This is a genomic window from Mesorhizobium sp. M0239 (assembly GCF_040321815.1).
Classification (GTDB): Bacteria; Pseudomonadota; Alphaproteobacteria; order Rhizobiales; family Rhizobiaceae; genus Mesorhizobium.
Window position 1 is genome coordinate 118,826 of record NZ_JAMYSG010000003.1, and the last position, 12,811, is coordinate 131,636.

12 protein-coding genes, 1 tRNA gene and 1 pseudogene are annotated in these 12,811 nt (G+C 60.1%); 9 read left to right on the forward strand and 5 right to left on the reverse strand.

Features of this window, described 5'->3' with window-relative positions:
• The first annotated feature begins 223 nt into the window (after positions 1-223).
• The 4 genes and pseudogenes from NKI99_RS03775 (at position 224) to NKI99_RS03790 (ending at position 2,137) form a co-directional block, all read left to right on the forward strand.
• Positions 224-805, forward strand: coding sequence for a LabA-like NYN domain-containing protein (locus tag NKI99_RS03775; protein ID WP_023812862.1), 582 nt, complete (start codon positions 224-226; stop codon positions 803-805).
• A gap of 11 nt (positions 806-816) precedes the next feature.
• Positions 817-1,473: a uracil-DNA glycosylase gene (locus tag NKI99_RS03780; protein ID WP_352550617.1), complete on the forward strand. Its 657-nt coding sequence runs from the start codon at positions 817-819 to the stop codon at positions 1,471-1,473.
• 42 nt (positions 1,474-1,515) lie between these two features.
• Positions 1,516-1,841 (forward strand): annotated as a pseudogene (locus NKI99_RS03785) (type II toxin-antitoxin system RelE/ParE family toxin).
• Entirely contained in the window at positions 1,832-2,137 is a 306-nt protein-coding gene (locus tag NKI99_RS03790) for an addiction module antidote protein (RefSeq protein ID WP_023812859.1), read from the forward strand. The pseudogene NKI99_RS03785 and the gene NKI99_RS03790 overlap by 10 nt, the downstream one beginning before the upstream one ends.
• A gap of 55 nt (positions 2,138-2,192) precedes the next feature.
• Here the strand turns inward: NKI99_RS03790 and NKI99_RS03795 are convergent, their stop codons facing one another.
• The 3 genes from NKI99_RS03795 to dapA are packed head-to-tail and all read right to left on the reverse strand — an operon-like array spanning position 2,193 to position 4,302.
• On the reverse strand, positions 2,193-2,900 hold the full coding sequence (locus NKI99_RS03795) for a glycoside hydrolase family 25 protein (protein ID WP_352609817.1): 708 nt from the start codon (positions 2,898-2,900) through the stop codon (positions 2,193-2,195).
• A 15-nt stretch (positions 2,901-2,915) separates the two neighbouring features.
• Positions 2,916-3,395, reverse strand: a complete 480-nt coding sequence (gene smpB / locus NKI99_RS03800) for an SsrA-binding protein SmpB (protein WP_013532594.1) — start codon at positions 3,393-3,395, stop codon at positions 2,916-2,918.
• A 25-nt stretch (positions 3,396-3,420) separates the two neighbouring features.
• Positions 3,421-4,302, reverse strand: a complete 882-nt coding sequence (gene dapA, locus NKI99_RS03805) for a 4-hydroxy-tetrahydrodipicolinate synthase (protein ID WP_352441273.1) — start codon at positions 4,300-4,302, stop codon at positions 3,421-3,423.
• Positions 4,303-4,649: 347 nt separating this feature from the next.
• Between dapA and NKI99_RS03810 the strand changes: the two genes are divergently transcribed.
• Positions 4,650-6,701: a lytic transglycosylase domain-containing protein gene (locus NKI99_RS03810; protein WP_352609818.1), complete on the forward strand. Its 2,052-nt coding sequence runs from the start codon at positions 4,650-4,652 to the stop codon at positions 6,699-6,701.
• A 275-nt stretch (positions 6,702-6,976) separates the two neighbouring features.
• Positions 6,977-7,876, forward strand: coding sequence for an alpha/beta fold hydrolase (locus NKI99_RS03815; protein WP_352609819.1), 900 nt, complete (start codon positions 6,977-6,979; stop codon positions 7,874-7,876).
• Between the two features lie 59 nt (positions 7,877-7,935).
• Here the strand turns inward: NKI99_RS03815 and NKI99_RS03820 are convergent, their stop codons facing one another.
• Both NKI99_RS03820 and NKI99_RS03825 read right to left on the reverse strand, forming a co-directional pair.
• Positions 7,936-9,030, reverse strand: coding sequence for a tyrosine-type recombinase/integrase (locus NKI99_RS03820; protein WP_352609820.1), 1,095 nt, complete (start codon positions 9,028-9,030; stop codon positions 7,936-7,938).
• A 237-nt stretch (positions 9,031-9,267) separates the two neighbouring features.
• Positions 9,268-10,371, reverse strand: a complete 1,104-nt coding sequence (locus NKI99_RS03825) for a porin (protein ID WP_352584950.1) — start codon at positions 10,369-10,371, stop codon at positions 9,268-9,270.
• 450 nt (positions 10,372-10,821) lie between these two features.
• Between NKI99_RS03825 and NKI99_RS03830 the strand changes: the two genes are divergently transcribed.
• The 3 genes from NKI99_RS03830 to NKI99_RS03840 all read left to right on the forward strand — a co-directional run bounded on the left by NKI99_RS03830 (position 10,822) and on the right by NKI99_RS03840 (position 12,696).
• Positions 10,822-10,912: transfer RNA gene (locus NKI99_RS03830), tRNA-Ser, on the forward strand.
• Positions 10,913-11,142: 230 nt separating this feature from the next.
• Entirely contained in the window at positions 11,143-11,385 is a 243-nt protein-coding gene (locus NKI99_RS03835) for a GIY-YIG nuclease family protein (protein WP_023812851.1), read from the forward strand.
• A gap of 123 nt (positions 11,386-11,508) precedes the next feature.
• Positions 11,509-12,696, forward strand: a complete 1,188-nt coding sequence (locus NKI99_RS03840) for a porin (RefSeq protein ID WP_352609821.1) — start codon at positions 11,509-11,511, stop codon at positions 12,694-12,696.
• Positions 12,697-12,811: the final 115 nt, after the last annotated feature.

The following is a 12,811-nucleotide window of genomic DNA, read 5'->3' on the forward strand; positions in this document are numbered from 1 at the left end:
GCGCCCAAACCTTGGTTCAAACACCCGATTTGGCAAAACCTGTCTGTGGTTATGTGTTCGGTGTCCCGATCACAATTGCTTGCAGTACCGCACGCACCCTTGGATTGCCGCGAAACTGGCGCTATCTCGGATGGCATGGAGGTCAGCCGGTTTATTATGAGCCTGACCGAACGCTATCGCATTTCGTTTAGACGGCCGTTTATTTCGAGAAGGAATATTTTCCATGTTCGACCCTCGTGAAAAAATCGCCCTATTCATCGACGGCGCCAATCTTTACGCAACGTCACGTGCACTCGGCTTCGACATCGACTATCGCAAGCTCCTGTCGAGCTTTCAGAAGCGCGGCTATCTGTTGCGCGCCTATTATTACACGGCGCTGGTCGAGGATCAGGAATACTCCTCGATCCGTCCGTTGATCGACTGGCTCGACTATAATGGCTTCAAGGTGGTCACCAAGCCGGCCAAGGAGTTCACCGACTCGACCGGTCGCCGCAAGATCAAGGGCAATATGGACATCGAGCTTGCGGTCGATGCGCTGCAGCTCGCCGATGTCGTCGACCACTACGTCATCTTTTCCGGCGACGGCGACTTCCGCACGCTGGTCGAGGCGTTGCAGCGGCGCGGTCGCAAGGTGTCGATCGTCTCGACCATGGCCTCGCAGCCGCCGATGATCTCCGACGACCTGCGCCGCCAGGCCGACCATTTCATCGACCTGATGACATTGAAGAACGAGGTCGGCCGTGATCCCTCCGAGCGGTCGGTGCGGCGGCCCGAGCCGGCCGAAGTCGACGAGGACGATTACTGAGGCCAGTCGCCTTGACCGCCCTTTCCGCCTCCGAACCCGGCCGCGATTGCCCGCTCTGCCCGCGGCTGCATGACTTCATCGCCGAATGGCGGCAGCGCGAGCCGTCCTGGTTCAATGCGCCGGTGCCGACTTTTTTGCCGCCGGAGGGCGACGCCGGGGTTCAATTGCTGATCGTCGGGCTGGCGCCTGGCCTTCGCGGTGCCAATCGAACGGGCCGCCCGTTCACCGGCGACTATGCCGGCGACCTGCTCTACTCGACGATGATTTCGCACGGTTTTGCGCGCGGAGAGTTCAAGGCCCGGCCAGACGACGGATTGGAGTTGGTCGGCACCGCGATCACCAACGCGGTGCGCTGCGTGCCGCCGGAGAACAAGCCGGTGGGCGCCGAGATTGCCACCTGCCGGACATTCCTGGTGCCGACGATCGCGCGGTTCCCCAATTTGCGCGCCGTGCTGGCACTGGGATCGATCGCGCACCAGTCGACCGTGCGGGCACTGGGTGGGCGCGTCGCCGCCTACCCGTTCAAGCATGGCGGGCAGCTGCCGGCCGGTGGCGTCACGCTGTTTTCGAGCTATCACTGCTCACGCTACAACACCAATACCGGCGTGCTGACCGAGGCAATGTTCGTCAGCGTTTTCAGCCAGATAGCGGCGTTCTTGGGCAAGTAGGCACGATAAGCAATCAGCTTCTCCCCTTGACAATAGTCAACCATGGTTTACAGTTACCATGATGCAGGTTTCGAAACCGATACATTCAAACGCTGGCTCGAAGACCTCCGCGACGCGCAAGCAAAAGCCCGCATTGTTCGGCGCATCGACCGACTGACTGTAGGCAATCCGGGAGACGTCAAGCCCGTTGGCGAGGGCATAAGCGAAATGCGGATCGACGATGGTCCTGGCTATCGCATCATTTCCTCCAAGCAGGCAACTTGTGCGTGCTGCTCCTTTGCGGTGGCGACAAAGGAACGCAAAGCAGAGACATCGCAGCCGCAAAAAAACTCGCCAAGGAATGGAAGGACAAGGCAATATGGCAATGAAAGTCACAGCCTTTGACGGGGCCGAATATCTCGACACTCCAGAGGCAATCGAAGCATATCTGGCAGCGACGTGCGAAGATGGCACCGCAGCGGAGATTGCTCATGCGCTTGGCGTCATTGCGCGTGCGCAGAACATGACGAGACTTGCCGAGAAAGCCGGTATGACGCGACAGGCTCTCTACAAGGCCCTGAGCGGCGAAGGGAATCCCGAATTCGCAACGATCATGAAAGTGGCCGAGGCGCTTGGTCTGAAACTGACCTTCGTGAGCGCGCAGGCAGGACGGAACGCTGCGTAACACGAATCAGCGCGCCGACATTTGGTTCTCCATCTCGCCAGCGGAATTCGTCTGATCAAGGTGCAGCGAACAGCTCGGCCAATTTCTCCGGCCCACCCTGCAGCACATTCAGGTCGACATCGCCGTTGATGCCGTCGACGCGACCCCTGTTGTGGTACTGCCAGTAGACCCAGTCGTCGCGATCCGGCTCCAGGAGCAATGAGCGGAGCCAGAGCGGACGGGCAGCAATGCGCCCTGCATACGCTTCCGCTGCGTCGTCGGTCAGATAGACCACCGCCGGCTTGCCGAACGCCGCCTCGACTGGAGCGAGGAACGCGGCCAGTTCGGCGTTCAATTGTTCGGGCGTCGGCCGCTGCGGGCAGTTGCCGCCGAATTCGATATCGACCACGGGCGGCAGCAGGGGCTGATCGTGCGGCACCACCGAGATGAAATTCTTCGCCTGGTCCGCACCCGGCCGGCAAAAGGTGAAAAAGTGATAGGCGCCGACGGCGAGACCGGCGGCCCGGGCCTCTTCCAAATTCCGTGCGAAAGCATCATCGAGATGATCGCCGCCTTCGGTCGCCTTGATGACGGCAAAGGCGACATCGTCGGCGGCTACGCGCCGCCAATCGATCTGGCCCTGATGATGGGAGACGTCGATGCCCCTCACCGGATATTTATCGCGATCCGGCGAGAATGTGCGGAAGTAGAGATAGCCGCCTGCCGTGATGAGGCACACCGAGACCAGGCTCGCTAGACCGAAAAGAACAATCCGGTTCGTCAAGCGAATGGCCCCAGCCTACCCACGCTCTTTTAGGAGCCGGCCCTTCTCGCGCGACCAGTCGCGCTGCTTCTCGGATTCGCGCTTGTCGTGCAGTTTCTTGCCGCGGCCGACGGCGAGCAACAGCTTGGCGCGACCCTGGTCGTTGAAATAGATTTTCAGCGGCACCAGCGTCATGCCTTCGCGGTCGACACTCTGCGACAGTTTCGCCATCTCGCGCTTGTTGAGCAGCAGCTTGCGGCGCCGGCGCGGCTCATGGTTGAAGCGGTTGGCCTGCAGATATTCCGGCAGATAAGAGTTGATCAGCCAGATCTCGCCGCCTTCGACCGAGGCATAGCTGTCCTGGATGTTGGCTTGGCCCTGGCGCAGCGACTTGACCTCGGTGCCGGTCAGCACCAGACCGGCCTCGACCGTGTCGAGCACCTCATAGGAAAACCGCGCCTTGCGGTTTTCCGAAACGGTCTTGTTGTTGGGATCGGCTTTTCTGACTTGATTCATGATGCGGAGAGGTGGCGCCTCATCCCTAATTAATCAAGCCGGCGTGCTTCATCGCCGCATCGATCTTGTCGGCGGTCGACTGTTCGACCGTCATTAGCGGCGAACGCAGCACATTTTCGACCTTGCCCAGCTTCGACAGCGCATATTTCGCCCCGGAGACGCCAGGTTCGATAAAGATCGCCTTGTGCAGCGGCAGCAGACGATCTTGCAATTCCAGTGCCTTGGCGCTGTCGCCGGACAGCGTCGCCTCCTGAAATTCCGCGCACAGCCGCGGCGCGACATTTGAGGTCACCGAGATGCAGCCGACGCCGCCATGCGCGTTGAAACCAAGCGCCGAAGCATCCTCGCCCGAAAGCTGAATAAAATCCATGCCGCACGTGGCGCGCTGCTCGGAGACCCGTTCGACCTTGCCGGTGGCATCCTTGACGCCGACAATGTTCTTGAAGTCGTGCGCGAGCCGCCCCATCGTCTCCGGCATCATGTCGATGACGGAGCGCGGCGGGATGTTGTAGATGATGATCGGCAGCTTGGTCGCCCTGGCGACCGCCGCGAAGTGCTCGTACAGGCCGCGTTGTGTCGGCCTGTTGTAATAGGGCGTGACAACGAGTGCAGCGTCCGCACCGGCCTTCTCGGCATACTGCACGAGGCCGACCGCTTCCTCGGTGTTGTTGGAGCCGGCGCCGGCGACGACCGGAACGCGGCCCTTGGCCACCTCGATACACACCTTGACGACCTGGCGGTGCTCGTCATGCGACAGCGTCGGCGACTCGCCGGTGGTGCCGACCGGCACCAGGCCCGTCGTGCCCTCCGCGAGTTGCCATTCGACGAACGCGCGAAAGGCTTTCTCGTCGAAACGCCCGCTCTTTTCGAACGGTGTCACGAGCGCAGTAAGCGAGCCTCTCAGCATATCGTCCAACTCCTTGGGACTTGTTTGTTCATGCATGCCGTTGCCCCAAAACCGGTGTCCACTTTTGGGCGACATGCATCTTTAGTTCTATGTCGTCGTCCCAAAACCGGTATCCACTTTTGGGCGACATGCATCGGTGTTTTATCGTGCGCGCCTTCTAGCCGAAAGCGAAGCGGCGCACCATAGTCTCGACATGGTTGCGCGGCAAGCATTGCCATGGTGCCAGCAAACGCAATTCGAACGGCCTCGCTAACTCTTTGTTTACGAGCTCTTCACGACCTAAGTTTAGGCTTCGAGGCATCTTCGCCTGCTTGTGGAATGCCAGGACAAGGAAAGACTTAAGGATCATGCCGGGCGGTCGGCCTCACATTCTCGCGCTGCTTGGCGCCACGCTCGCGCTGATGCCGGGCATGGCGATCAGTGGTAGCGTGGACGTACGGGTCACCTCAGCCATTCCGATGCCAGGCGCGGCAATTGCGCTGCCTGACCTGCAGGGCAGGACCCCACAGCCGCCCTTGCCCGACGTCGCCCCCTTGAAAAGCGGGCTGGATGCGTTGGCGGCGGGCGATAGTCCCCGCGCTCGTGGTGTACGCGATGGCCTTCCCGCTCAGTCACTCGACCAGCATATCCTTGCCTGGGCGATTGCGCTTTATGGCGGCGACAAGATTCCGAGCGGCGATATCACTGCTGCGGCCAAGATGCTGCCCAATTGGCCGGGCACCGTCGTCCTGCGCAAAAACAGCGAACGCGCACTCTATCGTGAAAATCCCGCCCCCGACATCGTTATCAGGGCGTTCGATGGTAGCCAGCCGCAGACGTTCGAAGGCGTGATGGTTCTTGCCCGCGCCTATGTGGCGTCAGGCAATATCAAGGCGGCACGTTCGGTGCTGTCGCCCTTCTGGCGCACCGCGATCCTGGAGGCTAGGGACGAGGCGGCGCTGATCAAGGAATTCGGCAGCTTGATCCCGGCCACCGACCACCGCTTTCGTATGGAGCGCATGTTCTATGCCGACCGCGCGAATTCCGCCTTGCGCGTCGCCGGCCTGGCCGGTGCCCAGCAGCTCGCCGGGGCCTGGGCGGCGGCCGACAAAGGCGACAAGAACGCCGCCAAACTGCTGAAGGCCGTGCCGGCGGCACAGCGTTCGGCCGGCTACTTCTTCGCGCAGGCCGAGTATCTGCGCAAGCAGGAGGATTTTGCCGGCGCCGCGGCCATTGTGATGCAGGCACCGGCCGATCGCGACGCTCTCGTCGATCCGGACGCCTGGTGGGTCGAGCGCCGGGTGCTGTCGCGCGAACTGGTCGACCAGGGCGATATGAAGACAGCCTACCGGATCGTCGCGACGCACGCCGCCGAAAGTGCCGCCAATGCGGCAGACGCCGAATTCCACGCCGGCTGGTATGCGCTGCGCGGCCTGAACGACCCAAAAGCCGCGGCGACGCATTTCGCCCGCATCGCCGACCTTGCCCAAGGGCCGATGACGCTGTCGCGCGCCTATTACTGGCTTGGCCGTGCCGCGGAAGTCGGCGGTCCGGGCAATGCCAAGGACTATTTTGCACGCGCCACTGCCTATGGCACGACATTCTACGGCCAGCTTGCCGCCGAACGCGTGGGCCGGCAGGCGCTGAACATCGTCTATCCCTCGCCAAGTGCAGCCGACCGGCAGAATTTTGCCGGCCGCGAGGCCGTCAGCGCCATCAAGCGGCTGCAGGAGGCGGGCTACGACCGCTATGCCGAGACGCTCTATCGCGACCTTGCCGGGCAGTTGACGAGTCCGGGAGAACTGGCGCTGCTGGCTGTCCTTGCGGAAAAGCAGGGCAACCATTTCATGGCGCTGAAAGTAGGCAAGATCGCCGGGGCGCGCGGCATCGATGTCGGAGCGCTGTCGCATCCGCTCGGCGTCATTCCCGATTCGGCCGACATTTCCGGCTCGGGCAAGGCGCTGGCCTATGCGATCGCCCGCCAGGAAAGCGAATTCAACATCGGCGCCGTGTCGAGCGCCGGCGCGCGCGGGCTGCTGCAGCTGATGCCGGGAACCGCAAGGCAACTGGCGAAGAAGGCCGGGCTGCAGTTTTCACAAACACGGCTGACCACTGATGCCGGCTATAACGCGACGCTTGGTTCGGCCTTCCTCGGCGAACAGCTCGACCGCTTCAACGGCTCCTACGTGCTGACCTTCGCCGGCTACAATGCCGGCCCCAACCGGGCCAGCCAGTGGGTGGCCAGGTATGGCGACCCACGCGGCAAGGACATCGACGCGGTCGTCGACTGGATCGAGCGAATTCCCTACACGGAAACCAGAAGTTACGTTCAGCGCGTGATGGAGAATTACGAGGTCTACAAGATGCGTATTTCGGGCAAATACGACATTGTCGGGGATCTGGTGAACGGGCGGGGTTGACGGCTCAAGAGGCGACTTCGTCGAAGCTGGAGATCTCCCCCTTGCGGGGGAGATGCCTGGCAAGGCAGAGGGGGGGTGCTGTCCCTCGGCCTATCAGTTCAATGGCTCATTCCCAGTAATGGGCCAAGGTTGGCAATCCTTCACACCCCCCTCTGGCCTGCCGGCCATCTCCCCCGCAAGGGGGGAGATCGGCAGCTTCAGCGCCCCGCCCTCTATTTGACCATCCCCGCGCTCGCCTGTAGCAGTCGGCTGAGGCATGGCGGGAGAGAATCCAGATGTCGAGCACCAAAGGCTTTTCCGACTTCTTCTTCAGCGCACCCGATGAGCTGAAGCTTCATGCGCGCATCTATGGTGAGGCCAATACCGGATCCTGGCCGGTTGTCTGCCTGCCTGGCCTGACCCGCAACGCCAAGGATTTTCACGAGCTGGCGCTCTATCTGTCGACGGATGCGGCAACTCCGCGAAAGGTCATCGCCTTCGACTACCGTGGGCGCGGGCAGTCAGCCTATGATCCCGACGTCAAAAATTACAATGTCGGCGTGGAGGCTGGCGACATCCTGGCCGGGCTGACGGCGCTGAACATCGGAGAAGCGGCCTTCATCGGCACCTCGCGCGGCGGGCTGATCATCCATGTGCTCGGGATGATGCGGCCATCCATCCTGAAAGTCATTGTTTTCAACGACATCGGACCGGTGATCGAGACGGCCGGGCTTGCCCATATCCAGTCTTATCTCGAGCGCGACCCGGGACCGAAAACCCGCACGCAGGCGGCGGCCGCCCAGCGCAGCGTGCATGGCGAAGACTTCCCCGCCCTTGCCGGCGCCGATTGGGATCGCATGGTATGGGCTCTCTACCGCGAAACGGATGGTGGGCTGGTGCCGGATTTCGATCCGAAGTTGGTGGATACCGTGGCGAGCCTCGATCTGACGCAGAAGCTGCCTGATCTATGGCCTCAATTCGAGGCGTTGGCCGCCATCCCGTTGCTCGCCATACGTGGTGCCAATTCGAGATTGCTGTCCATAGACACGCTCAACCAGATGAGAGAGCGACATTCCATGATGGAGACGATCACTGTCGAGGGCCAGGGCCATGCGCCATTCCTTGAGACCGGCAGCCTGCCGGGCGACATAGCCGCTTTTCTCGATCAAGCCGAACGCAGGAATATCTCGAAGTAAATCCCATGACCAAACAAGGTCACGGGATAGCTACAATAGTATAGACAGGATTCTTCAGCCTACTTGGCTTTTGAACTTTTCCGAGTCGCTTTCGGCGACTCCTTTGCGGCGGCGGCTGCCTCGCCCCTCTTCTTCCGCCCTGCCGTCGGCGACGAAGGCGTCGTCATAGGCGAAGAAAACATGGAGCCCTCAGCGCGATTGCCGCCCGGCTGAGTCGATCGAGGTGTTTCCAGCACGATGACACAGCCATCGAGATCGTTGGTGGCCAGATGCGCGTAGCGCATGGTCATCGACAACGTCTGATGGCCGAGCCACATCTGCACGCGCCTGATGTCGATGCCGCCCTGGACAAGACGCGAGGCGCAGGTATGGCGCAGTATGTGCGGCACCACCTGATCGTCGGCGCCGAGGCCGACTTCGGCCTTCGCGTCGTTCCAGATGGCACGAAACTGTGCTTGGCTGAGCTTGGTGAACGGTCCTTTGGGCCGGCGACCCTCAGTGGGAGGCAGCTTGATGACCTCCTTGACCCGCTCGGTCATCGGGATGGTGCGGCTGCGGCCGGATTTGGTGATCCAGAAACTGACGCGATGCTCCTGGATATCGTTCCAGATCAGCCCAAGCGCCTCGCCGAGACGGCATCCGGTGTCGACCAGGAAGACGGAAAGCCTGTAGGCATCCTCGCTGCGGCTCTTGATGGCGGCGAACAGCCGCGCCTCTTCGTCCCTTTCGAGGAAGCGAATCCGACCCGCCCGCTCCTTCTGGCGGCGGAACTCGGGCAGGCTGTGGATATCTCCCATCTTGTGAGCCTTGCGCAGCAGTTTGCTGAGGGCAGCCATTTTTCGATTGATGGTTGCGTTGCTGTTGCCGCGCTGGCGCAAGGTGCCGATAAGGTTGTCCAGGGTACTTTGGTCAAAGGCGCTGAAACGCTCCCCAAGGAGAATCTCGTCTATTTCGCCGATGAACGAGCTGACATTATACTTATGCCGCCCATCATCCCATAATATGTCCCGATATGCTGAAAAAAGATCTCCGACCCGATGCGACTTTACTTCTCTAATCTTGTTGTAGGTGTATCGAATCTTCGGACTTTGAGAAGAAAACATCGAAAAATGATCAGAGGTCTCGCCCTCTTGAATCGCTTCGTTCGTCATCATTTGCCACACCCCCGAGTGGGATAGGTCAGCCCTACCCGCTTGGAAGCGTCCTTTCAAGAGATTTTAATCACGCAGTTGTGATTTCATCCGCCCATCAGCGGATCCCACGAAATCACCCCACGGATTTATTCAGCTACCGTTACCCCCATCCTTCCGTTTGCCTTGATCCAGTCACGAAACAAAAACAGCCCGGGCGTTGTGCGCCCGGGCTGGATTTCACCTGTAAGGAACCAGCCCTTAGAACGAGCGCTGGAAGCGGAGGATACCGCCGATGCTGCTGTCATCGTCAGCGCCGGTCCAGTTGGACGCCGGGAAGCTGCCCGCATTGACGTAGTCGACTTCGGCCGTGACCGTGAAGCCGGGAACGACGTCATAGGCGATATTCGCCGCGATGCCGAGGTTCTCGTCTTCATCATACGACACCTGGGCGTTGAACGAGGTCTTCTCGTTGAACTTGTAGGTGCCACCGCCCCAGACTGCCCAGTTGCCGCCCCACAGCTTGTACATGGAGCGACCACCGCCGAAGTCGTTGATATTATCATCAGTGCCGTAGCCACCCATGATAAACAGCGAAAGTTCATTCGTGGCGTTCACATCCAAACGAACCTTTCCAGCAACTTCTTCGTAATTGCTGTCATAAGCAATGACACCGCTGATGCCACCCCAACCCTGCGTCCACTTCACGCCGCCAACGACATGAGGGACGTAGCTGTCGATCGTGAAGTCGCCATAGCCTTCTTCGAGAGAGACCACAGCCGAGAAGCCGTTCCCAGCGTCGAAGTAGTACTGAATCACGTTCGTGTCGAAGCCACCATAAGGAACGAGCGTATCCTGGATGACGTTGCCAGCATAACCGGTAAACGTATCGAACGCCGATTCGTCCTTACCGACGCGCAGGCCACCGAGCTGGATCCAGGCGAAATTAAGCGAAATGCCCTTATTGAAGGCTTCGTCGCTAAAATTCGTGTTGCCGAAATTGATACGAGTCTCGGTGTAGGTCTTCAAGGTACCGAGTTCGGTCTCCTGGCCGGTCCAGGTCTTCAGCGTGAAGCGTGCATTTTTTCTCCAGGTATCCTGGACGTCACCATCCATCCGGTCGATAGCACGAGCACCATTAAACGAACCAATGTCACCAGCGCCGATGTCATAACGGACATAGCCGCCGATGCGCAGGCAGGTTTCGGTGCCGGGGATGTAGAAGTAGCCAGCGCCGTAGACGTCGCAGATCTTGACGTATTCAGCGGGTTCCGGCTCGGCGACGACGACGGCGTCGGCGGCGCGCGCACCGGAAACTGCGATCAGGGCCGCAGCGGAGCCGAGGAGAAGGCTCTTGATGTTCATTTTCTGACCTCCAGTCAAAAGTTAAAAAACGGGTCTGGGTATTCTTTGCTGAAGGACAGCGTTCCCTGCCCCATCCCCACTACCGAAAAAGATGCGCACCGCGCCGCTCCTTCGAAATCGACATTACCCATGAGGCGGCGGCGTTCAACCACGATCGTACCGGCGAAAGGGCTGCCTGGCTGCTATCCCCCGGCGTTGTTGCACAAATGACACGATTTGGCCTCACTCAGAAAGCTCTCGTTAACCATCAGGCCCGCCGCACCCCCTTGTTTGCCGCCGAATCCGGCGAAGGGCCGTCGGAATCATGGCAAGCTCCCGAGTCGCTAGCCAGGAAACAACCGCAGAACCGCCGCATCCATGGAAGGCCACGGTTCAGTGCATCTTATTTTTCCATATAATGATGCAGGCTTGTTGATTGTGCCGGCGCTTTTCTTTATCCACCGGCGCAACGGAGAGGTGGCCGAGTGGTCGAAGGCGCTCCCCTGCTAAGGGAGTAGAGGTCAAAAGCTTCTCGTGGGTTCGAATCCCATCCTCTCCGCCATCCTGCTTCGCTCTTCGAGCTTCGCAGGACAAGTCCAGACCTCTGCGCGAAGCAGGATGCCCTCCGAAGCCTCGGCGAAGGAGGGCTAAAACCCTAGCAAAACAAGGTTTTCTGCTTGCACTGTGCGCTTCGCAGGACAAGTCCAGACCTCTGTGCGATCCCAGCAAAAGCAGGGGTTGGCGGGCCGCCTTCCCCGAGCCAGGATACTCGCTTGGTTAAGGGGGTGGCTCGTGTGGTACGTATACCTGCTGGAAAGCAAGGCTACGGAAGGTGAGCGCTACATCGGCGTGACTTCAGACCTGAAGCGCCGACTTGCCGAACATAACGCCGGAAAATCCAGCCATACATCCAAGTTCATGCCATGGCGGATCGTCACCTATATCGCCTTCTCGAATCGAGCCAAGGCGACCTCGTTCGAACGTTATCTCAAATCCGGCTCCGGACACGCTTTCGCCAGCAAACGTCTTTGGTGATTGTTCGCGCGACGGCGGAAAATCCAGTATATTTTCGAAAAACTCTGGAGCCTCAATCACTTAACGCATAAAAGCGGTTTGCCGGTTCCGCTGTTTCGTTCGATTCTGACTGGAGGTCAGAAAATGAACATCAAGAGCCTTCTCCTCGGCTCCGCTGCGGCCCTGATCGCAGTTTCCGGTGCGCGCGCCGCCGACGCCGTCGTCGTCGCCGAGCCGGAACCCGCTGAATACGTCAAGATCTGCGACGTCTACGGCGCTGGCTACTTCTACATCCCCGGCACCGAAACCTGCCTGCGCATCGGCGGCTATGTCCGTTATGACATCGGCGCCGGCGACGTCGGCTCGTTCGATGGTGCTCGCAGCAACGACGTGCAGGACGGCAAGAACCAGGGAGCCTGGTACAAGAACACCCGCTTCACGCTCAAAACCTGGACCGGCCAGGAGACCGAGCTCGGTACCTTGAAGACCTACACCGAGACCCGCTTCAATTTCGGCAACAGCAACGGTGATCCCGACTTTGGCCCGAACGATGCGCACAACAAGGACGTATCGCTGAACTTCGCCTGGATCCAACTCGGCGGTCTGCGCGTCGGTAAAGACGAATCGGCCTTCGATACGTTCATCGGCTACGCCGGCAACGTCATCCAGGATACGCTGGTTCCCTACGGCGACTTCGACACCAACGTCGTCCAGTACTATTTCGACGCAGGCAATGGTTTCTCGGCCGTGCTCTCGCTCGAAGAAGGCTCGGGCGCTGGCTCTGTCGACGATCTCGGCAACGGCAAGTATGGCGTTGGCACGATCGACAGCTATGTTCCCCATGTCGTCGGCGGCGTGAAGTGGACCCAGGGCTGGGGCGCGATCACCGGTGTCGTTGCGTATGACAGCAACTACGAAGAAGTCGCTGGCAAGGTTCGCTTGGATGTGAACGTTTCCAACGAGTTGTCGTTGTTCATCATTGGTGGCTATGGCACCGACGATAACCTCAACGACCCGACCTACGATCAGCCCGCGGGCGGTCGAGGCTTCTACAAGCAGTGGGGCGGCAACTGGGCAGTTTGGGGCGGTGGCACCTACAAGTTCAACGAGAAGACCTCGTTCAACCTTCAGGCGTCTGCTGATGACTGGGAGAACGTCGGCGTCGCAGCGAACGTTGCCTATGACATCGTCCCCGGCTTCACCGTCACGGCCGAAGTTGACTATCTTCACGCCGGCAAGTTCGATGAGGGCAGCACGGATAACGTCGCCTGGACTCCGGCCGACAAGAAGAACAGCGTCGGCGGCCTCCTTCGCTTCCAGCGCTCGTTCTAATAAGTTGCGACTTGTCGAATCGAAAACCCGGCGGGCAACCGCCGGGTTTCAGACTGCTGACAAACCCCGTCGATTTTCGGCGGGGTTTTTTGTTATGTGATTGAAGTGTCTTGGA

Excerpts from the sequence above, each read along its gene's own strand:
- smpB (WP_013532594.1), bottom strand. The coding sequence starts at position 3,395 with ATGAATCAAGTCAGAAAAGCCGATCCCAACAACAAGACCGTTTCGGAA.
- NKI99_RS03825 (WP_352584950.1), bottom strand. The coding sequence starts at position 10,371 with ATGAACATCAAGAGCCTTCTCCTCGGCTCCGCTGCGGCCCTGATCGCA.
- NKI99_RS03815 (WP_352609819.1), top strand. The coding sequence starts at position 6,977 with ATGTCGAGCACCAAAGGCTTTTCCGACTTCTTCTTCAGCGCACCCGAT.
- NKI99_RS03810 (WP_352609818.1), top strand. The coding sequence starts at position 4,650 with ATGCCGGGCGGTCGGCCTCACATTCTCGCGCTGCTTGGCGCCACGCTC.
- NKI99_RS03820 (WP_352609820.1), bottom strand. The coding sequence starts at position 9,030 with ATGATGACGAACGAAGCGATTCAAGAGGGCGAGACCTCTGATCATTTT.
- NKI99_RS03840 (WP_352609821.1), top strand. The coding sequence starts at position 11,509 with ATGAACATCAAGAGCCTTCTCCTCGGCTCCGCTGCGGCCCTGATCGCA.
- dapA (WP_352441273.1), bottom strand. The coding sequence starts at position 4,302 with ATGCTGAGAGGCTCGCTTACTGCGCTCGTGACACCGTTCGAAAAGAGC.
- NKI99_RS03790 (WP_023812859.1), top strand. The coding sequence starts at position 1,832 with ATGGCAATGAAAGTCACAGCCTTTGACGGGGCCGAATATCTCGACACT.
- NKI99_RS03775 (WP_023812862.1), top strand. The coding sequence starts at position 224 with ATGTTCGACCCTCGTGAAAAAATCGCCCTATTCATCGACGGCGCCAAT.